The organism is Pseudomonas capeferrum (assembly GCF_013523055.1).
In the GTDB taxonomy this organism is placed as follows: Bacteria; Pseudomonadota; Gammaproteobacteria; order Pseudomonadales; family Pseudomonadaceae; genus Aquipseudomonas; species Aquipseudomonas capeferrum_A.
On sequence record NZ_JAAMQM010000014.1, the window covers coordinates 90,836 to 115,620 of the forward strand.

General features: G+C 61.1%; 20 protein-coding genes. 7 read left to right on the forward strand and 13 right to left on the reverse strand.

Annotation, left to right across the window (positions count from 1 at the left end; all coding sequences use genetic code 11):
* The first annotated feature begins 69 nt into the window (after nucleotides 1-69).
* The 4 genes from G7009_RS16860 to lon all read left to right on the forward strand — a co-directional run bounded on the left by G7009_RS16860 (nucleotide 70) and on the right by lon (nucleotide 8,640).
* Nucleotides 70-2,073: a TonB-dependent receptor gene (locus tag G7009_RS16860; RefSeq protein ID WP_181131193.1), complete on the forward strand. Its 2,004-nt coding sequence runs from the start codon at nucleotides 70-72 to the stop codon at nucleotides 2,071-2,073.
* Nucleotides 2,074-2,268: 195 nt separating this feature from the next.
* Nucleotides 2,269-3,615 carry a carbohydrate porin gene (locus tag G7009_RS16865; RefSeq protein WP_181131194.1) on the forward strand — a complete coding sequence of 449 codons (1,347 nt, stop codon included), beginning with the start codon at nucleotides 2,269-2,271 and terminating at the stop codon, nucleotides 3,613-3,615.
* Between the two features lie 30 nt (nucleotides 3,616-3,645).
* On the forward strand, nucleotides 3,646-6,054 hold the full coding sequence (locus G7009_RS16870; RefSeq protein WP_181131195.1) for a glucose/quinate/shikimate family membrane-bound PQQ-dependent dehydrogenase: 2,409 nt from the start codon (nucleotides 3,646-3,648) through the stop codon (nucleotides 6,052-6,054).
* Nucleotides 6,055-6,216: 162 nt separating this feature from the next.
* A complete protein-coding gene (gene lon / locus G7009_RS16875) occupies nucleotides 6,217-8,640 on the forward strand; it encodes an endopeptidase La (RefSeq protein WP_181131196.1) in 2,424 nt (807 codons plus the stop codon).
* On the opposite strand, the gene G7009_RS16880 is transcribed toward lon, so the two are convergent.
* The 3 genes from G7009_RS16880 to G7009_RS16890 form a co-directional block, all read right to left on the reverse strand.
* A complete protein-coding gene (locus G7009_RS16880) occupies nucleotides 8,633-9,799 on the reverse strand; it encodes an alpha-xenorhabdolysin family binary toxin subunit A (RefSeq protein WP_181131197.1) in 1,167 nt (388 codons plus the stop codon). The genes lon and G7009_RS16880 overlap by 8 nt on opposite strands.
* 74 nt (nucleotides 9,800-9,873) lie before the next feature.
* Nucleotides 9,874-10,872 carry an alpha-xenorhabdolysin family binary toxin subunit B gene (locus G7009_RS16885; protein WP_181131198.1) on the reverse strand — a complete coding sequence of 333 codons (999 nt, stop codon included), beginning with the start codon at nucleotides 10,870-10,872 and terminating at the stop codon, nucleotides 9,874-9,876.
* An 11-nt stretch (nucleotides 10,873-10,883) separates the two neighbouring features.
* Nucleotides 10,884-12,047, reverse strand: a complete 1,164-nt coding sequence (locus tag G7009_RS16890) for an alpha-xenorhabdolysin family binary toxin subunit A (protein ID WP_181131199.1) — start codon at nucleotides 12,045-12,047, stop codon at nucleotides 10,884-10,886.
* Between the two features lie 131 nt (nucleotides 12,048-12,178).
* Between G7009_RS16890 and G7009_RS16895 the strand changes: the two genes are divergently transcribed.
* From G7009_RS16895 to cmoB, 3 genes are all read left to right on the forward strand, one after another.
* Entirely contained in the window at nucleotides 12,179-12,571 is a 393-nt protein-coding gene (locus tag G7009_RS16895; protein WP_181131200.1) for a protease inhibitor I42 family protein, read from the forward strand.
* A 96-nt stretch (nucleotides 12,572-12,667) separates the two neighbouring features.
* On the forward strand, nucleotides 12,668-13,411 hold the full coding sequence (gene cmoA / locus G7009_RS16900) for a carboxy-S-adenosyl-L-methionine synthase CmoA (protein WP_181131201.1): 744 nt from the start codon (nucleotides 12,668-12,670) through the stop codon (nucleotides 13,409-13,411).
* Nucleotides 13,408-14,364, forward strand: coding sequence for a tRNA 5-methoxyuridine(34)/uridine 5-oxyacetic acid(34) synthase CmoB (gene cmoB / locus G7009_RS16905; protein ID WP_181131202.1), 957 nt, complete (start codon nucleotides 13,408-13,410; stop codon nucleotides 14,362-14,364). Before cmoA ends, cmoB begins: the two co-directional genes overlap by 4 nt.
* Nucleotides 14,365-14,423: 59 nt before the next feature.
* On the opposite strand, the gene pdxJ is transcribed toward cmoB, so the two are convergent.
* From pdxJ to rpoE, 10 genes are all read right to left on the reverse strand, one after another.
* Nucleotides 14,424-15,149, reverse strand: coding sequence for a pyridoxine 5'-phosphate synthase (pdxJ, locus tag G7009_RS16910; protein WP_219856636.1), 726 nt, complete (start codon nucleotides 15,147-15,149; stop codon nucleotides 14,424-14,426).
* Nucleotides 15,150-15,210: 61 nt separating this feature from the next.
* Complete coding sequence (gene recO / locus G7009_RS16915) at nucleotides 15,211-15,894, reverse strand: DNA repair protein RecO (protein ID WP_181131204.1); 684 nt, start codon at nucleotides 15,892-15,894, stop codon at nucleotides 15,211-15,213.
* A 50-nt stretch (nucleotides 15,895-15,944) separates the two neighbouring features.
* Entirely contained in the window at nucleotides 15,945-16,847 is a 903-nt protein-coding gene (gene era / locus G7009_RS16920) for a GTPase Era (protein WP_181131205.1), read from the reverse strand.
* Complete coding sequence (gene rnc / locus G7009_RS16925; RefSeq protein WP_181131206.1) at nucleotides 16,840-17,529, reverse strand: ribonuclease III; 690 nt, start codon at nucleotides 17,527-17,529, stop codon at nucleotides 16,840-16,842. The genes era and rnc overlap by 8 nt, the downstream gene beginning before the upstream one ends.
* Nucleotides 17,530-17,739: 210 nt before the next feature.
* Nucleotides 17,740-18,594 (reverse strand): signal peptidase I, encoded by an 855-nt coding sequence (gene lepB, locus G7009_RS16930; RefSeq protein WP_181131207.1) that lies wholly within the window; start codon nucleotides 18,592-18,594, stop codon nucleotides 17,740-17,742.
* Nucleotides 18,595-18,599: 5 nt separating this feature from the next.
* Entirely contained in the window at nucleotides 18,600-20,399 is a 1,800-nt protein-coding gene (gene lepA / locus G7009_RS16935) for a translation elongation factor 4 (RefSeq protein WP_181131208.1), read from the reverse strand.
* A 201-nt stretch (nucleotides 20,400-20,600) separates the two neighbouring features.
* Nucleotides 20,601-22,001, reverse strand: a complete 1,401-nt coding sequence (locus tag G7009_RS16940) for a DegQ family serine endoprotease (protein ID WP_375139563.1) — start codon at nucleotides 21,999-22,001, stop codon at nucleotides 20,601-20,603.
* Between the two features lie 202 nt (nucleotides 22,002-22,203).
* Nucleotides 22,204-23,169: a MucB/RseB C-terminal domain-containing protein gene (locus tag G7009_RS16945; protein WP_181131210.1), complete on the reverse strand. Its 966-nt coding sequence runs from the start codon at nucleotides 23,167-23,169 to the stop codon at nucleotides 22,204-22,206.
* A 12-nt stretch (nucleotides 23,170-23,181) separates the two neighbouring features.
* The gene (locus G7009_RS16950; protein ID WP_181131211.1) at nucleotides 23,182-23,772 is read right to left on the reverse strand and encodes an RseA family anti-sigma factor; all 591 of its coding nucleotides are present in this window, start codon (nucleotides 23,770-23,772) and stop codon (nucleotides 23,182-23,184) included.
* A gap of 31 nt (nucleotides 23,773-23,803) precedes the next feature.
* Nucleotides 23,804-24,385, reverse strand: a complete 582-nt coding sequence (gene rpoE / locus G7009_RS16955; RefSeq protein ID WP_003252049.1) for an RNA polymerase sigma factor RpoE — start codon at nucleotides 24,383-24,385, stop codon at nucleotides 23,804-23,806.
* Nucleotides 24,386-24,785: the final 400 nt, after the last annotated feature.

Below are 24,785 nucleotides of genomic sequence, written 5' to 3' on the forward strand. Positions count from 1 at the left end.
ATCTAACGTGATGCAATAGTGATGTTATACTGTAACAGTAAATACCTTAATCAAGGAACATCACGCCACATGCATCACTTGCCCTTACCGCTATCTCCCTTGGCCATCGCGCTCTGGCTGGCCTCTTCGCCTACTCAGGCGGTCGAGCTGGAGCCCCAGGTGATCACGGCCAATCCGCTGGCTAACAGCCAACTGGCTACACCCAGCACAGTGCTCGAAGGCGATGACCTGCGCCAGCAACTGCATGGCAGCTTGGGAGAAACCCTCAACAAGCAACCCGGAGTTGCCTCCAGCTGGTTCGGTCCGGGCGCCAGCCGCCCCGTCATCCGTGGTCTCGACGGTGACCGCATACGCATTCTGCGCAACGGCGTAGGTGCCTTGGACGCCTCATCGCTTTCCTATGATCATGCAGTGCCGCTGGACCCCAGTACCGTCGAGCGGATCGAGATCGTTCGTGGCCCCGCTGCGCTGCTCTATGGAGGCAACGCTATCGGCGGAGTGGTCAACACCTTCGACAACCGTATTCCCACCTCCCCTATCGATGGCATTCATGGCGCGGGCGAGCTGCGCTATGGTGGTGCCGATACCACGCGCAGCAGCGCGGGCAAGCTTGAAGCGGGCAACGGCAACTTCGCCTTGCACCTGGACGCCAACAGCCGTCAGTTCAACGACCTGCGTATTCCTGGCTACGCTCGCAGCGCCAAGGTCCGTGATGCCGACGAGCCAGGCGCCCATGGTCGCCTGAAGAACAGCGATGGCCGTCAGGACGGCGCAGCGATCGGTGGCGCCTATCACTGGGATCACGGTTACGCCGGACTTTCCTACAGCCGCTACGACAGTAACTACGGCTCGGTAGCCGAGCCCGGCGTACGCCTGGACATGCAGCAGGATCACTATGCGTTCGCCTCGGAACTGCGCGATCTGCAAGGCCCGTTCACCTCGTTCAAGATCGACGCGGGCTACACCGACTACCAGCACCGCGAGATCGAAGAAGGCGAGGTGAATACCATCTTCAAGAACAAGGGTTACGAAGCCCGGATCGAGGCCCGCCATCAGCCGCTGGGCCCCGTCGAAGGGGTGATCGGCGCACAGGTCAGTCGCAACGAATTCTCCGCCCTTGGGGAAGAAGCCTTCGTTCCCCACACCGATACCGACAGTGCGGCACTGTTCATGCTCGAGCAATGGAAGGCGACCGAGCGCCTGGACCTGAGCCTCGGCGCACGTCTGGAACACACACGTGTCGACCCCGATGCCAAGGGCAACGAAAACTTCATCGATGCGAATAGCGCCAGCAGCTTCACGGCAGCCAGCCTGTCCTCGGGTGCGGTGTACCAGCTCGATCCGGTCTGGTCCCTGGCCGCCAACCTTGGCTACACCGAACGCGCGCCGACCTTCTACGAGCTGTATGCCAATGGCGCGCATGTGGCGACTGGTGCCTATGAAATAGGTGATCCAGGGCTGAACAAGGAGAAAGCCATCTCCGGCGATCTGGCCCTGCGTTTCGACAACACGACCCACAAAGGCAGCATTGGGCTGTTCTACAGCCACTTGCGCAATTACATCGGCCAGACGAACACCGGTAGCTTGCGCGAAGGCGAGGATGGCGATCTCCCCGAATATCTCTATCAAGGTGTGCGGGCGCGCTTCTACGGCATCGAAGCCCAGGATCGCTGGCAGTTGTCCGAGAACCGCCTCGGCAGCTTCGCCCTCGAGTTGTCCGGCGACTACACCCGTGCCAAGAATCTCGACAGCGGCGAGCCTCTGCCGCGCATTTCGCCTTTGCGCCTGAACAGTGCCCTGCTCTGGAAACGAGATCGCTGGCAGGCGCGCATGGATGTCCAGCATGCCGCCTCGCAGCATCGCAAGCCCACCAACGAAACCAGCACCGATGGCTATACCACGCTGGGCGCCAGCCTGGGCTATCGCTTCGATATCGACGCAAGCGAATGGCTGGCATTCGTGCGCGGAGAAAACCTGACCGATCAGAAGGTGCGCTACGCCAGTTCGATCCTGCGTGATGTCGCGCCAGCACCCGGGCGCAGTCTGGAAGTAGGCCTGCGTACGTCATTTTGACACACCCCCTTGCCGGACCATTACGAATCCGGCAAGGGTGACTCTTCATTTACAGCTTTTTTTCTTTACACATCCTGTATATCCTCCCGCCGCAAGCTGAAACGCTTCAGCTCTCGACCTGTCGCCTATCCCATCGCTGAGCCCTGCTCACCGATGCATTCGCGTTTCCCGATCATCAGAAGATAGCGCTATCTCATGCTCCAGTTGCTTTCGCCACGCCCTCTTGCCACGGCCCTCGCTCTCTCGCTTTGCAGCCTGCCCGCCCTCACCTTCGCCAGCGAAATGTTTGCCTCCGACTCACCCTGGATGCTGGGCGACTGGGGCGGCGAGCGAGAGGCTTTGCGCAGCCAGGGCTATGACTTCACCTTTGGCTATACCGGGGAAATGGGCAGCAACCTGCACGGCGGATACGACTCGGACCGTACCGCGCGCTACAGCGACCAGTTCACCTTTGGTAGCCATCTTGACCTGGAAAAGATCCTGGGCTGGCAGGGCACCGAGTTCCAGCTGACCGTCACCGAGCGCCACGGCAGCAATATCAGCAACGACCGTATCAACGACCCGCGCGTCGGCGGTTTCACCTCCGCCCAGGAAGTCTGGGGACGTGGCCAGACATGGCGACTGACGCAACTGTGGATCAAGCAGCAGTACCTCGACGGCGCACTGGACGTGAAAGTCGGTCGCTTCGGCGAGGGCGAAGACTTCAACAGCTTCCCCTGCGACTTCCAGAACCTGGCGTTCTGCGGCTCTCAGGTCGGTAACTGGGTCGGCGGCATCTGGTACAACTGGCCGGTCAGCCAGTGGGCAATGCGTGTCAGATACTTCTTACACGATGACCTGTATGCCCAGATCGGTGTGTTCGAGCAGAACCCTTCGAACCTGGAATCGGGAAATGGCTTCAAACTCAGCGGTAGCGGGACCCAAGGCGCGCTCATGCCGATAGAACTGGTGTGGAGTCCGCGGGTCAATGGCCTGAAGGGGGAATATCGCGCCGGGTACTACTACAGTAATGCCAAGGCACAAGATGTTTACAAGGACGACAGCGGCCAGGCGGCAGCACTGAGCGGTCAAGCGTACCGCAGCAGCTCCAGCAAGCACGGCCTCTGGCTCGGGGCCCAGCAGCAGGTCACTTCGCTGGCTTCGGACCAGTCGCGTGGGCTGAGCCTGTTCGCCAATGCCACATTGCATGACAAAAAGACCAATGCCATCGACAACTACGTACAGGCAGGTGTGGTGTTCAAAGGGCCATTCGATGCCCGCGTCAAGGACGATATCGGTTTCGCCCTCGCGCGCGTGCACGTCAACCCCGCCTACCGCAAGAATGCCCGCCTGGCCAATCAGGCCGCCGGCCTTCATGACTATGACAATCCCGCCTACCTGCCGGTCCAGGACACCGAGTACAGCGCCGAGCTGTATTACGGCATTCACCTGGCCGACTGGCTCACCGTGCGTCCGAACCTGCAGTACATCCGCCACCCCGGTGGCGTCGGGCAGGTCGATGACACCGTGGTCGGCGGGCTCAAGATCCAGAGCAGTTTCTAAACCATCCCTTGAATTGACGGAGAACATACGATGAGCACTGACGGTGCCAAGAATGGAACCCGCTGGCTACCGCGCCTGTTGGGCGTGCTGCTGCTGCTGATGGGCCTGGCCCTGGTAGCGGGCGGCATCAAGCTGAGCCAGCTGGGGGGTTCCTTGTACTACCTGATCGCCGGCCTGGGCTTTGCCCTGTCCGGTGTGCTGTTGCTGTCCCTGCGCCGTATCGGGCTGGGGCTGTATGGCGTGGTGCTGCTGGGCAGCACGGTCTGGGCCCTGTGGGAAGTCGGCCTGGACTGGTGGCAACTGGTTCCGCGCCTGGCCATCTGGTTCGCCATCGGCGTGATTCTGCTGCTGCCGTGGGCGCGGCGTCCGCTGATCGGTCCGGTTTCACGCATCAACACCGCATTGCTGGGTGTCGCAGTCGTTGCATCCGGTGCTACCGCCATTGGCAGCCAGTTCACTCACCCGGGCGAGATCCTGGGTGAAGTGGGTCGCGACAGCAGCGAAATGGCCAGCGCGGCACCGGCCATGCCCGACGGCGAATGGCAGGCCTATGGCCGTACCGAACACGGTGACCGCTACTCGCCGCTACGCCAGATCACCCCGCAAAACGCCTATCGCCTGGAAGAAGCCTGGCGCATTCGGACGGGCGACCTGCCGACCGATAACGACCCGGTGGAGCTAACCAACCAGAACACGCCGCTGAAGGTCAACGGCATGCTGTACGCCTGCACCGCTCACAGCAAGGTGCTGGCTTTGGACCCCGACACCGGCGCCGAAATCTGGCGCTACGATCCGCAGATCAAGAGCCCAGTCGGGTTCAAGGGCTTCGCCCACATGACCTGCCGCGGTGTTTCCTATTATGACGAGAACAACTACGTCAGCCGTGACGGCAGCCCGGCCCCGATTGTCTCGGAGCCTGGGCGAGCCGTGGCGCAAAGCTGCCCGCGTCGCCTGTACCTGCCTACCGCCGATGCCCGCCTGATCGCGCTGAATGCCGACACCGGCAAGGTCTGCGAGGAGTTCGCCAACCAGGGCGTGATCGACCTGAAGACCGGTATCGGCCCGTTCACCGCAGGCGGCTACTACTCCACTTCGCCCGCGGCCATCACCCGCGACCTGATCATCATCGGGGGGCATGTCACCGACAACGAGTCGACCAACGAGCCCTCCGGCGTGATTCGCGCCTACGATGTGCACGATGGTCGCCTGGTATGGAACTGGGACAGCAACAACCCGGACGAAACCGCGCCGCTTGCCCCAGGCAAGACCTACAGCCGCAATTCGGCGAACATGTGGTCGCTGGCCAGCGTCGACGAGAAGCTGGGCATGGTCTACCTGCCGCTGGGCAACCAGACGCCTGACCAATGGGGCGCCGCCCGCACGCCGGGTGCCGAGAAGTTCAGCGCGGGTATCGTTGCCTTGGACCTGGCGACCGGCAAGGTCCGCTGGAACTATCAGTTCACTCACCACGATCTGTGGGACATGGATGTCGGTAGCCAGCCGACTCTGGTCCACCTCAAGACCGACGACGGCATCAAGCCTGCGCTTATCGCGCCGACCAAACAGGGCAGCCTGTACGTGCTCGATCGCCGCGACGGCACCCCGATCGTCCCGATCCGTGAAATCCCGGTTCCACAGGGCGCCGTCAAGGGCGATCACACCGCGCCGACCCAAGCCCGATCGGACCTCAACCTGCTGGGCCCGGACCTGACCGAGCAAGTCATGTGGGGCGCAACGCCGTTCGACCAGATGCTCTGCCGCATCCAGTTCCGCGAACTGCGCTACGAGGGCCAGTACACGCCGCCTTCGGAACAGGGCAGCCTGATCTATCCGGGTAACGTCGGTGTGTTCAACTGGGGCAGCGTCTCGGTCGACCCGGTCCGCCAGCTGCTGTTCACCTCGCCCAACTACATGGCCTTCGTTTCGAAGATGGTGCCGCGTGAGCAGGTCGAAGCGGGCAGCAAGCGCGAGAGCGAGACCAGTGGCGTACAGCCCAACACCGGTGCGCCGTACGCGGTCATCATGCACCCGTTCATGTCGCCACTTGGCGTGCCCTGCCAGGCGCCCGCCTGGGGTTACGTCGCGGCCATCGACCTGTTCACCAACAAGGTCGTCTGGAAACACAAGAACGGCACCACCCGTGACAGCACACCTGTACCGATCGGCCTGCCGGTAGGTGTACCGAGCATGGGCGGCTCGATAGTGACCGCGGGCGGGGTCGGCTTCCTCAGCGGCACTCTCGACCAGTACCTGCGTGCCTACGACACCAACGACGGCAAGGAACTCTGGAAATCCCGCCTCCCCGCGGGCGGCCAGGCTACTCCCATGACCTACACCGGCAAGGATGGCAAGCAGTACGTCCTGGTGACCGCCGGCGGCCACGGTTCGCTGGGTACCAAGATGGGCGACTACATCATCGCTTACAAACTCGCGGACTGAGGCCGCGTGCCCCAGGGGGCTGGAAGGGCCGGCTGATCCCGGTTCCTTCCCGCCGCTTGCGGCCCGAAAGAAAGCGCCCTTGCAGCATGACAAGGGCGCGCGGGTTGAAACCCTTGGCCCCCTGCCCCATCTAAGCACCATAGCCATTCACGCAGGTGCCCCATGAGCGATCAGCAGGATCTTCCGGAACAGCCCGACGAACACAGTGAAGTCGAACACCTCGAAGCTGCTTCGGCCGCCGGACACCACCTGGCGCTGCCCGGCCAACAGTTGCCGGACAAGGTCTATGTGATCCCGATCCACAACCGTCCTTTCTTCCCGGCACAGGTATTGCCCGTCATCGTCAATGAGGAGCCCTGGGCGGAAACCCTCGACCTCGTGGCCAAGACGCCGCATCACTCCCTGGCCCTGTTCTTCATGGACACCCCGGCCGAAGACCACCGACACTTCGACACCTCGGCCTTGCCGCTGTATGGCACCCTGGTCAAGGTACATCATGCCAGCCGTGAAAACGGCAAACTGCAGTTCGTGGCCCAGGGCCTGACCCGGGTACGCATCCGTACCTGGCTCAAGCACCATCGCCCGCCCTATCTGGTCGAGGTCGAATACCCGCGCCAGCCCGCGGATCCGACTGACGAGGTCAAGGCCTATGGCATGGCCCTGATCAACGCGATCAAGGAACTGTTGCCGCTCAACCCGCTGTACAGCGAAGAACTGAAGAATTATCTCAATCGTTTCAGTCCCAACGACCCCTCGCCCCTGACCGATTTCGCCGCGGCGCTGACATCGGCCACAGGTGGCCAGCTGCAGGAAGTGCTGGACTGTGTGCCGATGCTCAAGCGCATGGAAAAAGTTCTGCCGATGTTGCGCAAGGAAGTCGAGGTCGCGCGCTTGCAGAACGAGATTTCCGCCGAGGTCAATCGGCAGATCGGCGAGCACCAGCGCGAGTTCTTCCTCAAGGAACAGCTCAAGGTGATTCAGCAAGAGCTGGGGCTGACCAAGGACGATCGTAGCGCCGACATCGAACAGTTCGAACAACGCTTGAATGGCAAGACCCTGCCCGCCGCCGCGAAGAAGCGGATCAACGACGAAATGGGCAAGCTGGCGATCCTGGAGACCGGCTCGCCCGAATACGCGGTGACCCGCAATTACCTCGAGTGGGCCACGGCGCTGCCATGGGGCCTTTATGGCGAGGACAAGCTGGATCTCAAGCACGCCCGCAAGGTACTGGACCAGCACCATGCCGGGCTCGACGATATCAAGGACCGTATTCTCGAGTTCCTCGCCGTAGGGGCCTGGAAAGGAGAGATCAGCGGCTCCATCATCCTGCTGGTCGGGCCTCCCGGTGTCGGCAAGACCAGCATCGGCAAGTCCATTGCCGAATCACTGGGTCGGCCTTTCTACCGCTTCAGCGTCGGCGGTATGCGCGACGAGGCCGAGATCAAGGGCCATCGCCGGACCTATATTGGCGCGCAGCCCGGCAAGCTCGTGCAGGCACTCAAGGATGTGGAGGTGATGAATCCAGTCATCATGCTCGACGAGATCGACAAGATGGGCCAGAGCTATCAGGGCGATCCGGCATCAGCGCTGCTCGAAACGCTCGACCCGGAGCAGAATGTCGACTTCCTCGACCATTACCTGGACCTGCGCCTGGATCTGTCCAAGGTATTGTTCGTCTGCACCGCCAACACCCTCGACTCTATCCCGAGCGCATTGCTCGACCGCATGGAAGTGATCCGCCTGTCGGGTTACATCACCGAAGAAAAACTGGCCATCGCCAAGCGCCACCTGTGGCCCAAGCAGTTGCAGAAAGCCGGCGTGGCCAAGACCAGCCTGAGTATCAGCGACAGTGCGCTACGTCTGGTCATCGAGGGTTATGCTCGCGAAGCCGGAGTTCGCCAACTGGAGAAACAGTTGGGCAAGCTGGTACGCAAGGCGGTGGTGAAGCTTCTGGAAAACCCCGATAGCAAGATCAGGATCGGTCCCAAGGACCTGGAGGCGTCGCTTGGCACTCCAGTGTTCCGCAGCGAGCAGGTACTGGCTGGCAAGGGCGTGATCACAGGGCTTGCCTGGACCAGCATGGGCGGCGCCACCTTGCCGATCGAAGCCACGCGCATCCATACCCTCAACCGCGGCTTCAAGCTGACCGGCAAGCTGGGCGATGTGATGAAGGAGTCGGCGGAAATCGCTTACAGTTTCGTCAGTTCCAACCTTGCGCAGTACGGTGGCGATCCGAGCTTCTTCAACGAGGCGTTCATTCACCTGCATGTCCCTGAAGGAGCCACGCCGAAAGACGGCCCCAGCGCAGGCATCACCATGGCCAGCGCCTTGCTGTCACTGGCGCGCGACATGGCGCCCAAGAAGGGTGTTGCCATGACTGGCGAATTGACGCTCACCGGTCAGGTGCTGCCGATCGGGGGGGTACGGGAAAAAGTGATAGCCGCACGGCGCCAGAAGATATTCGAACTGGTATTGCCGGAAGCCAATCGAGGCGATTTCGAGGAGCTTCCGGATTACCTGCGCGATGGCCTGACGGTGCATTTCGCCAAGCGTTTCAGTGATGTCGCCAAGGTGCTGTTCAATTGATCGTGTCCGCGGGGTTTCCGACCCGCGGATTTCTCTCCTGGCGCAAGCCTCGTTGCATCTGCAGAGCTTCTTCCCGGATGGAAGTCCATTGGCCGAGGAACTGGTTGAAACGTATGACCAAGGTTCTGAGCTCTTGAGCGGACTTGGCTTTTAACAGCCTGTCGCGCGAGGCATCAATGTATGTTTCGACCGTCTGCCAGGTGCTTTGCAGATGCGCGCACGAAGTGACGACGTCCAGCAATTCCAGTTCCAGCTGCTCTAATTCACCCCGGAGCATCTGTATGCGCCCTTCCAAGGTATAAAAATGAATCAACAGGCGACCTATGCGGATTCGGCGGTCCTCCAAGGCGTGATACTGATTTCGGGCCTCGCGGGCTTTGTTGCTGTAAATGGATCGCTGGATGATCGGGTCGAGCGGACCTCCGGCCCAGGCAACCATCGACAGACTCGCATAACGCTTGTACTGACGGCGCAGCCCCGACAGCTCCGTGTCCAGCCATGAAACTTCCCAGCGCAGATTGTCAGCGTCACCATTGCCTTGATAGCGCTCGGCCGCTCGATTCTTTTCATGTACCTCAGGCACCAGTGTAAAGCGCGCGTGATCACGTAGATATTCGCATTGCGCTCGCACCATGCCGACCTTTTGATCGAAGCGGTCCACGTCCGAGTTCATCCGGTCAAGGCTGTCGGCCATCCGCCTGACGCTCTGTAAATCCTTCTCCCCCAGCGTCGCCTGACCCTGTGACTCGTCCCGCTGTATTCGCAGGCTTTCGAATTGCCCACGAAAGCGTTCGCCGGCCAGTTCGATCGCCGAGCAGGCTGTCGCGAGCTCCCCCGCGAGTGCATGACACTGTTCATGCAAGACGGGCCAGCGCTGGGCATGCTGCCTAAGGTCCATGAACAACAGTCTCATACAGGCAGGTGTCAGTTCAGGCTCGCTGATGGTCTTGTAACCCAGCCAGGCGACAATCTGGTCGAGGTCCGTCGGCAGAGTGCCGACGTAGGCGGCATAGCGGCTAAGTACCCGGACATATTCGGGAGTCAGGACCAACCCGCCAGGCCTTGAACCTTCCCGATGATTCATTGCCTTGATCAATCCCAGTGGGAACGTCGTCGCCTGCTCATGCAGACGCTCGAATGTCAGTCCTTGCGCGATCATGTGGTTTCCTTGCCATGCCTATGTCCATGCTTGAAGGCGTGCGTATCCTCCTGGATACGCACGCTTATCAGGTTCTATCCTCGGACACGTTCCTGGTTCAACAGCTCGTACTCATAGGCAAGCAACTCACGCAGCGATGCATCGAGCTGGCGAACGTGTTCGCGATCCTGGATCCGCTGCTGCTCGAACTGGCCAGCGAAGCTTTCGAGCACCACTCGGACTCGCTCCAACCCGCTTGTCCATTCGTTGCGGCGCTCCAGCAACTCAGGCAATGCGTCGAGGCTTTCGAGGTTGTTCTGGCCTTGCTTGATCGCCCCTGACACCTCGTCCAGTTGCTTGCGCAGGTCACGGACACGGTTGCGCCTCGAGCGTCGCTCTTTCTGCAGTTGGCTATAGCGCATGCCTTCGACAAGATCGCCAAGAAGCGTTTTCAACTCTTCGACTGCCTTGGAAACGGCTTGCGCAGTAACTACGACCTCGCCGCCTGGGGCGGCCAAGGCGCTGAGCTGTTCCAAGCTAGGAACCACCCCTTCGAACCGGGTTTCGATACCGTTGGCTTCGAGTGTCGTGAGCGATTGCTCGAGGGCGGTCAGCTTTTGCTGTTCGTGCTCCAGCAGAAGCGCCACCTGTCGCTGACTCTCGCGCTGAGCGACCAGTCCCCCGGTCAGGTGGGTCTTGCCGGAGGTGGCGTCGTAGAAGGGCAGGCTGGACAACGCACGTTGTTCGCAAGCCAGATGCGCTACTTGCTCCCTCAGCTTCCTGAGTATGCCATCGAGCGTATCCTGCGCGATTCCCAGGATCTCGGGGTCATCGCCCTCCTGCTGCAGAATCTCGAGCAGATCCCGCAAGGGTTCCGACCGCAGTTGCGCGACGACGCGCAGCGCATTGTGCGCCATGTTCTGGCGACAGTTGAGAAACAGTTTCATATGACGCTCGAGGGACTCCTGCAGCACGGGCAGGAATTTGAACGTACCTTGCTGCCACACCTGCGTATAGGCGTTGGTTGCCGCAAGCACCTTGCTCAGGTCCAGGGTTTCAGGTTGTGCATGCAAAAAGGTAACTTTATTAGTCATGATGGCTACTCTCATTGGGCCGAAATGGCTACGTCGAAGATGTGGGTCAGACGCAGGGCGGTCGTTTCGATGTAGGCCCACTGCGAGAGAAACTGGGAAAAATAGAAGATGAACCTGGCCAACTCCTGGCCCGTGGTGATTTTCCCGAGTTTCTCCATCGAGGCTTCGATGTAGCTGCCGACCGTCTGCCAGGCGGTGTGCAAGTGGGAAGCCGCGGTCACGACATCCTGCAACCGCGTATCCAGTTCGCTCATGGAAGTCCCCAGTTCCTCCATGCGCCCTTCCAGGCTCAGCTGATCACGCAACTGCTCGGCAAACGTACGTCGTTGCGCCTGGCACTTCTTGCGCTCCTTGCGTACTTCCTCGGCTTTCGCGCCATAGATGCCGCCCGTGATGGCAACGCCGATAGGGCCTGCGGCAAGCCCGGACAACGCCGCCGTCACATACTGGTCATACTCCTTGCTCAACTGTTCGATTTCTTTATCGACGTCTGCGATCGACTCTCGCAACCGCTCCACGGCACCACTACCCCTGGTTCTGTCGATGGCGACAGCCTTTTGCCTGACCGCTGGAATCAACTTGAAACGTGCCTCGTCGCGGAAGGTCTCGGTTTCCTTGAGCACTGCCGCGACGCGGCCGGCATAGTGATTGACGTCCTCCTTGAGGATCATCATGTAATCCACCAGCGTCGATACCGTTCTCTTGTCTTGCGCATCGAGCGCGACGGGCGCGCCGAACATGATCTGCTCCCACTTCTTCTTGTCGGGTCCCAGCGCACGGACCCTCCGGCATTCGTCAATAATGACCTTGCCACCGGCATTGATGGAGTTGGCCACCGAGGCCAGCTCGATCGACAGGCCCTTGCTCTGGTCGGACAACGAGCCCCAACGGCGCGCGTGCGCGCGCAGGGCACCGAACAACAACAGCATTTCTTCAGGCGTGAGCTCAGCTTCGGCGATGCTCGTGTAGCCCAGCCAGCGCACCATGTTGTCCTGGCCGGCAGGCAGGCTGGTCACGTAATTGGCATACTTGTTGAGCGTGATGATGTGTTCACGCGTCAGGGTCAGCCCGCCTTCATCCGGCCCATCACGCTCGCTCATGCCCTTTAGCAGCGCACTGGGTAAAGTGGCCGCTTGCTCTTGCAACTGGTCATACTCACGGGATTGAATATTCATGATCTTCGTCCTTGGCAACGAGCCCTCGATGGCTCGGCCCGCTGAACTTACGATCAATGGCACACTGACCAGCAGTTGGCAGTGATTCCTCGAAGCCCGGGCCTGCATCGGGCTGTCTACCCGGAGTTAACGTGAAAACCACTCGACTGCTTGTTGCCCTTGGCCTGCCCTTGATAGCTGCCTGCTCGCACACACCTGACGAGCCTATGATGTTGGAGCAGGCCAGCCAGTGCCCGATCGACCTGGTCAGTGGGCAGATCCTTACGCTGCGGCTACCCAGCAACCCCACCACGGGTTACCGCTGGCTGGTTCAGCACCCAGCGGCCAATATCCTGCGCAGCCTGGGGCCGGAGGTGTACACCGACCCCGAAGAGGCCGGGCTGGTCGGCAGCGCCGGGCGGTCACTGTGGAGATTTCAGGCCAAGGCTCCAGGAGAGAGCCACCTGATCCTGGTCTACCAGCAGCCTTGGGCACCGGAGGTAAAGCCTGTGAAGACTTTCGACTGCGCCGTGACCGTGCGTTAGCCGCAAGTTGGCAAGCCGTTCGCGCGGCGCAATCGATGCACGTGAGACCGGGCTGCGTTAAAATGCCGGCTTTTCTTCTCCCCTGCTGGAATTGCCGTGAGCAAAGAACCCGACCGTCTATTCGCCCAAGCCCTGGAGCAGGTTCCCGACTTCGTCTTCAACGAAGACGTGGTGAGGGTCTTCCCGGACATGATCAAACGGTCGGTTCCGGGCTATCCCACTATCGTCGAGAACATTGGCGTACTGGCGGCGCGATTCGCCCAGCCCGGTACTGCCCTCTATGACCTCGGCGCGTCGCTGGGCGCAGTGACCCAGGCCCTGCGTCGACACGTGCGCAGCGAGGAGTGCCGGGTCATTGCCGTTGACAACTCCGCGGCCATGGTCGAGCGATGCCGCCAGTACCTTACGGCCCAGGACTCGATGTTCCAGGAACTGCTCCCGGTGCACGTGCTCGAGGCCGATATCCTGGACCTTGCCCTGGAGCCGGCGTCCGTGGTGGCGATGAACTTCACCTTGCAGTTCGTCGCTCCCGAACAGCGCCTGGCGTTGCTTACCCGCATACGCCAGGCCCTGCTGCCAGGGGGCGCGCTGATATTGTCGGAAAAACTGTGCTTCGAAAATGCGCAGGAACAGGCGTTGCTGACCGAGCTCCACCTGGGCTTCAAGCGCGCCAATGGCTACAGCGACCTGGAGATCGCCCAGAAGCGTAGCGCCATCGAAAACGTGATGAAACCCGATACCCTGGAAACTCACCGCGAGCGCCTGCGCGCCGCCGGCTTCTCCCAGGTCGTGCCCTGGTTCCAATGCCTGAACTTCACTTCGCTGATAGCCTTGCCATGATCGATCTGTCTCCTCTCGTCCGTCGTCTGGCGGCTACCCCTCTGGCCTCCTGGTCCCGGGGCCTGCAAGCACAACTCGAAGCCAAGCTGGAAAAAGGCCATGGCGACCTCGAACGCTGGCAGAGTGCACTCGACGCTCTGCCACCACTGCAGCCCAGCGAAATCGACCTGGTCGAAGGACTGCGCCTGGACACCCCATGTGACGAGGCTACCCGCGTGCAGATGCGCCAGGCCCTCATGGGGCTGTCGCCATGGCGCAAGGGGCCCTTCGATCTGTTCGGCGTGCACGTGGACACCGAATGGCGCTCGGACTGGAAGTGGTCAAGGGTCAGTCCGCATCTGGACCTCAAGGGCAAACGCATCCTCGATGTCGGCTGCGGCAATGGCTATTACCAATGGCGCATGCTCGGCGCCGGAGCCGAGATGGTCATCGGCGTCGATCCCAACTGGCTGTTCTTCTGTCAGTTTCAGGCAGTGCGGCGTTACCTGCCGGACATGCCGGCGTGGCACCTGCCGTTCACCCTGGAAGACTTGCCGGCGGAGCTTGAAGGCTTCGATACGGTGTTTTCGATGGGCGTGTTCTACCACCGTCGTTCGCCCATAGAACATTTGCTGGCGCTCAAGGACTGCCTGGTACGCGGCGGGGAACTGGTGCTGGAAACCCTGGTGATCGAGGGTGACGAGCATCAGGTACTGGTGCCGGAAGACCGCTATGCACAGATGCGCAATATCTGGTTCCTGCCGTCGGTACCCGCATTGGAGCGCTGGCTGCGACGCGCGGGTTTCCGAGACGTGCGGTGCGTCGATGTCAGTGTCACCACTGTCGAAGAACAGCGCAGCACCGAGTGGATGCGTTATCAGTCCCTGAGCGACTTTCTCGATCCAGCGGATCATGACCGTACGATCGAAGGGCTGCCAGCGCCCCGCCGCGCGACACTGGTCGCGCGCAAGTAAAGGCAGTTCTCACCCGGTCGGCACGCGCGCCGCGATGGCGAACGTGCCCGGCAGGGTTTTCAGCGGACAGCGGACGCCAGAATCAGCGCCTTCATTTCCGCCACCGCCGCCTTGAAGCCGACGAACAGGGCATGGGCTACCAGGGCATGGCCGATGTTCAGTTCGTTGATGCCCTTGATCGCCGCCACAGACTGGACGTTGTGATAATGCAGGCCGTGACCTGCATTGACGACAAGGCCCTGCCCAACTCCGAATGCCACGCCATCGACGATGCGCTTGAGCTCATCGGCTACATCGGTCGGACTCTGGGCATCGGCATAACGCCCCGTGTGCAATTCGATGGCCGGGGCACCCACACGACGGGCCGCCTCGATCTGCCGCTCTTCGGCATCGATGAACAACGAGACCTCGGCGCCCGTGCGCGCCAGACGCTCGACCGCCGCCTTGATCCGCGCCTCCTGGCCCGCGACATCGAGGCCACCTTCGGTCGTCAGCTCCTGACGGGTTTCGGGGACCAGGCAGATGTGCGCCGGACGAATCTTCTCGGCGAAACCCATCATTTCCTCGGTGACGCCCATCTCGAAGTTCATGCGTGTCTGGAGGACATCCCTGAGCAGCAGCACGTCGCGATCCTGGATATGCCGACGGTCTTCGCGCAAATGTACGGTGATACCGTCCGCGCCCGCTTCCTCGGCATCCAGCGCAGCCTTGACCGGATCAGGGTAGCGCGTGCCCCTGGCCTGGCGCAGAGTCGCCACGTGATCGATGTTGACGCCTAGAAGCATGCGGTTGCTGTGAGTCACGGAACGCTCTCCTGAAGATTGAGCGCTACAGCATACGTCGTGATCAACGCTTGCGAAACAGCTCGCGACTCACCAGCGGCTTGGGTCCCAGGTGCGCGGCCAAGGCCTGACGCATCAGGCGCTTGGCCGCGAGCAAGGCACCCGGCGCCTGCCAATCGGCCTGGGCCAGTGCCATCAGCTCGACGCCGGTGAACAGCCCAGGCTGCAACAGGTGTACCCGCTCCAGGCCGGCCTCGACCTGCAGACGGTAAAGCCCCTCGGCCTCGAGCGAATCGTCGTTGATGTCCCGATCGAGCGAGAAGGCGTAACCCAGCTCGTCCAGCAGACGCCACTCGAACGCGCGCAGCAGCGGCTCCAGTGCCCGTCCCTCGGCGAGGGCGCGCAGGGTCAGGGTATAGTGCTCGAACATGGCCGGATGCGGAACTTCCGCCGGCAGCAGCCGCATCAGCAGCTCGTTCAGGTAAAGGCCGCTGAACAACGCATCGCCGCTCAACCAGGTAGCGATACCCACGCTGTCGAGACGACCGACGTTCTTCAACTCACCGCGTCCGCGCAGTTCGACTTCGAGTGGCACGAAAGGCCGTACCAGGCTGCCGCCCTTGCCTCGCGCCCGACGCAGTACCGCGCGCACGAGCCCCTGTGGCGTAAGGAAGTCCACCAAGGCACTCGTTTCGCGATAGGCGCGGCTGTGCAGCACAAAGGCTGGCTGGCCGACGGGTTGTTCCATGAGGATGGCCCGGAAGGCAAGGCGGCCCGGAAGATCCGGGCCGCAAGGGGTTACAGGTCGCCGTAGCCCAGGGAACGCAAAGCGCGCTCATCGTCGGACCAGCCGCCCTTGACCTTGACCCAGAGGTTGAGCATGACCTTGGAATCGAACAGCAGCTCCATGTCCTTGCGCGCCTCGGAGCCGATGCGCTTGATGCGCTCGCCCTTGTCGCCAATGATGATCTTCTTCTGGCCATCGCGCTCGACCAGGATCAGCGCATGGATATGCAACACGTGCCCCTGCTGCTTGAACTCCTCGATCTCCACGGTGATCTGGTACGGCAGCTCGGCGCCGAGCTGACGCATGATCTTCTCGCGGACGAGTTCCGCGGCCAGGAAACGGCTGCTGCGATCGGTGATCTGGTCTTCCGGGAAGAAATGCTCGTTCTCGGGAAGCTGCTTGGCGATCAACGCCTCGAGGGCGTCCAGATTATGCCCCTGCTGAGCGGAGATCGGCACGACCTCGGCGTTGGGCAACTGCTCCTGCAGCCACTGCAAGTGCGGTATCAGCTCGGCCTTTTCCTCGATGCGGTCGGTCTTGTTGACCGCGAGGATGACCGGGCCCTGGACGTATTGAACGCGTTCGAGCACCAGTTGATCCTCGTCGGTCCAACGGGTGCGGTCGACCACGAAGATCACCACGTCCACGTCCTTGAGGGCAGCCGAGGCGGTCCTGTTCATGTAGCGGTTCAAGGCCTTGTCATTGGCCTTGTGCATGCCTGGCGTGTCGACATAGATCGCCTGGACATCGCCCTCGGTCTTGATACCGAGCATGTTGTGACGCGTAGTCTGAGGCTTGCGCGAGGTGATCGCCAGCTTCTGGCCGAGGATATGGTTGAGCAAGGTCGACTTGCCGACGTTGGGTCGGCCGACGATGGCCACATAGCCACAGCGGGTCGGATTGTTCTCAGTCATTGCCATTCTCCACGCCCAGGGCGATCAATGCGGCGGCGGCGGCGACCTGCTCGGCGATACGCCGGCTCACGCCCTGGCCACGGCTCTTGTTGTTCAGCAGGACCACTTCGCATTCGACGAAGAAGGTACGGCAATGGGGCTCGCCCTGGATGTCCACCACCTCGTAACGCGGCAGTTCGCAACCACGCGACTGCAGAAACTCCTGCAGGCGGGTCTTGGGGTCCTTGTTGGTGTCGACCAGGGTCAGGCCCTCGAACTCGTCGGTCAGCCAGGCCAGGATACGCTCGCGAGCGGCCTCCATGTCGGCATCCAGATAGATCGCACCGATCAGCGCCTCGAGCGCATCGGCAAGGATCGACTCGCGGCGATAGCCACCGCTCTTGAGCTCGCCCGAGCCCAGACGAAGGTATTCGCCCAGGTCGAAACCGCGCGCCAGGCGTGCAAGTGTCTCACCCTTGACCAGCCGCGCCCGCAGGCGCGACAGCTGGCCTTCGCGCGCTTGCGGGAAGCGCTCGTAAAGGGCCTCGCCGGCGACGAAGTTGAGGATGGCATCGCCCAGGAACTCCAGGCGCTCGTTATTGCGCCCCGCGTAGCTGCGATGGGTCAGGGCCAGCAACATGTGGTCCTGATTCTTGAAGGTGTAGCCGAGCTTGCGCTCCAGGCGGCTCAGGGAAGCACTCATGCACCCACCCGCTCGTTACGCTTGGCCACTCGATGCGGCATCCCACTTGGAGAGACCGCCGAATTCAACACATTATTCAAATCAACATCCTGAAAGACTGTTTGACTGTGTCACGACGCAACGGGTGCGGCGCAATCCTTCGGTCCCTGAAAGCACAGCCTATGTCAGAAAAGCATTCGGCGCTGCCTGGGTGGCAACGCCGTTTGGTTGTTACTGGATCAGGCCAACCCGCGACAGGTTGGGCAGGTGGCTGAGCTTGGGCTCGGGCCAGCTCATCCAGACCGCAAAGGCCTTGCCGACGATGTTCCGGTCCGGAACCATGCCGTGCAGCTCCTTCGGGATGTTCGGATCGTCCCAGTAACGGCTGTCGTTGGAGTTGTCGCGGTTGTCGCCCATCATGAAGTAGTGACCCGCCGGCACGGTCCATTGCTGGTCCGGCGGCATGCGGTAGCGGGCCATCTCCTTGCGGATCAGGTGCTCCACCTCACCGAGTTTTTCCTTGTACAGCTCGGCGCTGCCCAAGGTGCCCGGTTCGGTACCGACCAGTCGCTCGGCAATCGGCTGTCCGTTCACGTACAGGCGCTTGTCGTTGGTGTAGCGGATCTGGTCGCCCGGCAGGCCGATCACCCGCTTGATGTAGTTGACGTTCGGGTCGCTGGGATAGCGGAACACCATGACGTCGCCGCGCTGCGGCTCGCCGACTTCGATGATCTTCTTGTCGATCACTGGCAAGCGAATGCCATAGGAGAACTTGTTCACCAGGATGAAATCACCCACCTCGAGGGTCGGTTTCATCGACCCCGAGGGGATCTGGAACGGCTCGACCAGAAACGAACGCAGTACCAGCACGATGAACAGCACCGGGAAGAACGACTTGCCGTATTCGACCAGCAAGGGCTCCTTGTTCAGGCGTTCGACCACCGCCACTTCGGGCTGGCTGACGCTACCCTGGTAGTTGGTGATCGCCGTCCGCCGGCGAGGCGCCAGGAATAGAAGGTCGACCAGGGCCAACAGACCGCACACGGCAACGGCAATGACGAGCAACAGCGGGAAATTTAGCGACATAGGACCTAGCTATCCAACCTGAGCACGGCAAGGAAGGCTTCCTGTGGAATCTCCACGTTACCCACCTGCTTCATGCGTTTCTTACCGGCCTTCTGTTTCTCCAACAGCTTGCGCTTGCGGCTGACGTCGCCGCCGTAGCATTTGGCCAGTACGTTCTTTCTGAGTGCCTTGACAGTGGTCCGGGCAACGATCTGGCCACCGATGGCGGCCTGGATCGCGACGTCGAACATCTGCCGAGGAATCAGTTCCTTCATCTTCTCGGTCAACGCGCGTCCTTTGTAGTGCGCGTTGTCACGGTGCACGATCAACGCCAGGGCATCGACCTTGTCGCCGTTGATCAGCACATCCAGCTTGACCAGGTTGGCCGACTGGTAGCGATCGAAATGATAGTCCAGCGAAGCGTATCCGCGACTGGTCGACTTCAGGCGATCGAAGAAGTCCAGTACCACTTCGTTCATCGGCAGGTCGTAACGCACCTGCACCTGGGCGCCGAGGAACTGCATGTCGCGCTGGACGCCGCGCTTCTCGATACACAGGGTGATGACGTTGCCCAGGTGCTCCTGTGGCACGAGGATGTTCGCCGAAACGATCGGCTCGCGGAAATCCTCCACCGAGGAGACGTCCGGCAACTTCGAGGGGTTGTCGACGTAAATGGTTTCGCCGGTCTTGAGCTTGACCTCGAAGATTACGCTAGGCGCGGTGGTGATCAGGTCCAGGTCGTATTCGCGCTCCAGGCGCTCCTGGATGATCTCCATGTGCAGCATGCCGAGGAAACCGCAGCGGAAACCGAAACCCAGGGCATCGGAGCTTTCCGGCAGGTATTGCAGCGACGAATCGTTCAGGGTCAGCTTCTGCAGGGCGTCGCGGAAGTCCTCGAAATCCTCGGAGCTGACCGGGAACAGACCGGCGTAGACCTGCGGCTGGATTCTCTTGAAGCCTGGCAGGACCTCGACTTCGGGCGTCGAGCTGAGGGTCAGGGTATCGCCGACGGGGGCGCCAAGGATTTCCTTGATGCTGGCGATGATGAAGCCCACCTCGCCCGCCTTGAGGTCGGCGGTCTGGGTATGCTTTGGAGCGAAGACGCCGACGCTGTCGACCAGGTGCACCTTGCCGGTGGACTTGACCAGGATCTTGTCGCCCTTCTTGACGCGACCATGGCGCACGCGCACCAGGGACACCACGCCAAGGTAGTTGTCGAACCAGGAGTCGATGATCAGCGCTTGCAACGGCGCATCGATATCGCCCGTAGGGGCAGGGATGGTCTGGACCAGGCGCTCGAGCACCTCGTCGACACCCAAGCCGCTCTTGGCGCTGCAGGCCACGGCATCGGTCGCATCGATACCGATGATCTTCTCGATCTCGTCCTTGACGCGGTCCGGGTCGGCCTGGGGCAGGTCCATCTTGTTGAGGACCGGCATGACTTCCAAGCCCTGCTCGATGGCGGTGTAGCAGTTGGCTACCGACTGCGCCTCGACGCCCTGGCCGGCGTCCACGACCAGCAGCGCGCCTTCGCACGCGGCCAGGGAACGGCTGACTTCGTAGGTGAAGTCGACATGGCCTGGGGTGTCGATGAAGTTGAGCTGGTAGGTCTTGCCGTCCCGCGCATTGTAATGGAGCGTGACGCTGTGGGCCTTGATGGTGATCCCGCGCTCGCGCTCAAGGTCCATGGAGTCGAGGACTTGGGCTTCCATTTCGCGCGCGGTCAAGCCACCGCACATCTGGATGAAACGGTCGGCCAGCGTCGACTTGCCATGGTCGATGTGGGCGATGATGGAGAAATTGCGGATATGACTCAAATCACTCACGGGTCAACACTCGAAAAGGCTGCGAGCCGGACGCCCGCCGAAAAATAGCCGGGAATTGTACCTCAAGCAGCAGGGTTATGGGAGATTCCTGATGGGCCGTCGCCCGGCGATTTAGCCCCGGCCCTCATTCCATCACGGCATCGCCGCCACCAGATACGAAAAAGGGCAGCCTGAGCTGCCCTTTCCTACATCACGACGAGCTTACTCCGCGAGCTTGAAGGTAATGAAGCTTGCACGCCCTTGACGCAGCACACGCATGGATACCGAACGATTCTTCGGCAGATCCTTGGCGATCTCGGTGAACTGCTTGGCCGAAACGATCGCCTGATTGTTCAGGTGGCTGATGACATCGCCCGGGCGTAGCCCGATCAGTGCCGCCGGACCATCCTGGACTTCCTTGATGACCACGCCACCCTTGAGCTCGAGACTCTTCTTCTGCTCATCGTTCAGGTCGGCCACGGCAACGCCCAGGCGGTTGCTGCTGCGTTCGACACCCTTGCCAGCACCCGTGCCGATGTCCTGGTCTTCATCCGGCAACGCACCAACAGCGACATCCAGGTTTTGACGCTTGCCGTTGCGAATGATCTCCAGCTTGGCCTTGTCGCCATCCTTGAGGCTGCCGACCAGATGAGGAAGATCGGCCGACATGACGATCGGCTGGCCATTCATGCTGAGGATCACGTCGCCCACCTGCAGACCGCCCTTGGCAGCCGGACCATCTTCAAGCACCTGGGCCACCAGGGCACCTGCGGGCCTGTCGAGACCGAAGGATTCGGCCAGGTCCTTGTTGACCTCCTGAATCACGACGCCCAGGTAGCCACGGCTGACCTTGCCGTCCTTCTTCAGCTGGTTGGAAACATCCAAGGCCACATCGATCGGAATGGCGAAGGACAGGCCCATGAATCCGCCGGAGCGCGTGAAGATCTGCGAGTTGATACCGACCACTTCGCCCTTCATGTTGAACAGCGGACCACCGGAGTTGCCGGGGTTGATGGCCACATCGGTCTGGATGAACGGTACGTAGGTGTCGTTTGGCAGGGTACGCCCCTTGGCACTGACGATCCCTTTGGTGACCGAATGGTCGAAGCCGAACGGGGAACCGATGGCCAGCACCCACTCGCCGACCTTCAGCCGCTCGGAATCACCCAGCTTGACCATTGGCAGGTTCTTGCCCTCAACCTTGAGCAAGGCTACGTCAGTGCGTGGATCGGTACCGACCAGCTTGGCCTGCAACTCGCTTCGATCGGACAGGCGGACGATGATCTCGTCGGCATCGGCGACCACATGGTTGTTGGTCAGCACATAGCCATCATCCGAAATGATGAAACCCGAACCAAGCGACTGCGCCTCGCGCTGGCGATCGCCACGGGGAGAACGCGGCTGCTGCGGGATGTTGCGCTCGAAGAACTCGCGGAACATCGGTGGCAGGCCTTCGAGATCCGGCATCTGGCCTGCGGCGATACGCCGGTCCGGCAGCTTCTGCTTGGTACTGATATTCACCACCGCGGGCGAGGCCTGCTCGACAAGGCTGGTGAAATCCGGCAAGGCTTCTTCAGCCTGCGCGGTGAGCACCTGCCCGAGCATGAGCACGGCGGCGAACATCGACAGATAGGGTTTCAAGCGTGGTATTGACATACGGCTCCCGTCACAACGAGCGTAGTTAGCAGTAAGGTCCCTGCAGACGCAGCAAAGGCCAGACTCCAGGAAGCCTGACCTATAGAAAATTTACGGCGATTTTGCAAATGACAATACTTAAATTTCATTTCAGCCGTTTCGCGCCGACTACCGCGAGAGCGGCATTCCGTCATTGTCGCGCCTGTACATCCTGGGCTCTCATGGAAAGGGCCACGCGTTCGGCGGTGCCCAAGGGAATTTCCCCAACCACGGTAACCATCACCTTGCCCTTGGGCGTGGTGAAATGACGCGACACAGCCACAGTAGGCCCTAATTGGGCGCGTGTGTCAGTGCCTGCGTTATCCTTGACCGGCTCCAGGAAGACTGAAAAGCGTGCCAGGCCATCATCGTACATGAGACTACTGACGGCGCTCTTGCGCTCGGGATCACGCCGGATCGAGCTACCGACCAGTTCGAAACCTGGTGGTAACCAGTCGGAACGCCAGCCGACAACTGCATCCGCAGCACCGACAGGGGAACGCTGGACAGGCTTGCACGCGGCACTGGCCTTGAGGTCAGCATCGGTGGGCAAGTCCTGGGTATCGAGGCGAGTCATCTGGAAACGCTCCAGCAACTGCCCCTTGGCATTGAGCATCAGGGAGCGCAACGGCAAGCCGGTCTGCTTGTCCAGATGCAGTTCGAACGCATAGCGATGCTGGTCACGAGGTGTAAGCGTAACGATCACCGCATTGCGATCGGCGACGCGGGCTTCACCCGCGATCTTCAGATCGTACCAGCTCATCAGCTTCAGAGGATCGAGTACACGCGGCGCGGAATCAGGTGGGGCACCCACTCCGCTGACCAGGGACCGACTTACGCATTGGACCTTGCCATCCACTCGCACTACCTCCTGCGCCACGCCGTCGAGCTGCAAGAGTCGCTCATGGACCTTGCCGCCCTGGACGCGATGCCAGATGTCGTGGGAGGAGAAGCTGCCGTTACGCTCGTAGACGAAAGATCCCTGGTAACTCTGTCCTTGCTCGGCCTGTGCCAGCTTGTTCAACCAATCGGTCGCCTGGGGCGATGAATTGGCTGCCAATGCCGGCACCGTCATGCAGCTGCTTAACAGCAGCGGCAGGAGAGGAAGCGCGCGCATGATCCTCCTTACTCAGCGATTTTCCAGGCTGGCTGCACGTGCGTAAGGCAGAGCGGTTTCAGTGCCCTTGAGCGCCGATTCCTGAGCATGCTGGCGCAGATAGCCAGGCAGACGCTGGTCCCAACCGGCCTGGTTCTGCAAGACACCATTAGCCATCGGGCCAGTCGTTGGCTCGCTGCTTTCGGTGTAGCCCGCCAGCACCGCCGGACCTTGGGTCTGCGGCATGCTCAAGCCTTGCTGAACAGGCTGCTGAACAGCCAGTTCCGCACCGCTGATCTCGTCCTGGTTGTACAGGCGAACACCTGCCAGCACAGCCACGGTCACCGAAGCGGCAACTGCCAGACGTCCCAGGCTGCGCCATGGACCTGCCTTGGCCTTGGCCGGGGCAGCTTCTTCTTCAAGCGCCGCGGAAACGGCCGAGGCGATATCCAGATTCGGCAGCAGCAATTCCTTGTGCATGGCTGCACGGGCTACCTGGTAACGCGACCAGGTAGCACGAGTTTCGGTGTCGTCGATGGCGTTGAGCACTCGACGCAGTTCCAGTTGGTCCGCTTCGTTATCCATCACCGCGGACAGCGATTCCTGCAAAGCTTCACGACTCATGGCGGTTCCTCTTTTGGCTGTCGCCGCTGTCTCAGGTTTCCTGCAACAAAGGTTGCAAGGCTTTATCGATGGCCTCCCGAGCGCGGAAGATTCGAGAGCGCACGGTACCCACCGGACACTGCATGACGCTCGCAATGTCCTCATAACTCAGACCATCGAATTCACGCAAAGTCAGGGCCGTGCGCAAATCTTCTGGCAGTTGCTGGATGGTGCGATGGACGGTGCCCTCGATTTCATCCCGCAACAACGAACGCTCTGGGGACTCGAGATCCTTGAGACCATGATCGCCGTCGTAGAATTCCGCATCCTCGGAACTCACATCACTGTCAGGTGGCCGCCTTCCGCGAGACACCAGATAATTCTTCGCCGTGTTGATGGCGATTCGGTAGAGCCAGGTGTAGAACGCACTGTCCCCGCGAAAATTTCCCAGCGCTCGGTACGCCTTGATAAAGGCTTCCTGCGCTACATCCTGGGCCTCATGGGTGTCGTGTACGAACCGCACGATCAACCCGAGAATCTTGTGCTGATACTTCAACACCAACAGATCAAACGCTCGCCTGTCACCACGCTGCACACGCTCGACAAGCTGCTGATCCTCTTCCTGGGTTAGCATGAACACTCCTCAGTGAGCTCGAAAGAGCGTTGCGAGGGCCATCGTTCAGGCTTGCAACCATAGACTCGGGCTTTGCGCAAAAGTTCTCCCCTCCAAGCAAGTTTCCTGCGGCCATCAAGGTGGGCTCGCACGAAAGATGCTGCGTGGCCATGGCCCGCCGCATCAATAATCTGGTCTCGAATACGTAGGGTCCAGCCCGAATCGAGCTGCCGCCCCGCGTCGCCTTGGCTACTGTGACGTACGGGCAGCCTTCTATTGATTTCCGTGCCACACGGAAAGTTCCCGAAGAATGCGTATACCAGCAAGCGCCATTGGATCAGGCGCCTGAGACTGCTATAAAGACAGTCGGTCTGGTTTCACGATAGTTTCACAATGCCATCTGCGCATGACTATTGTGCCG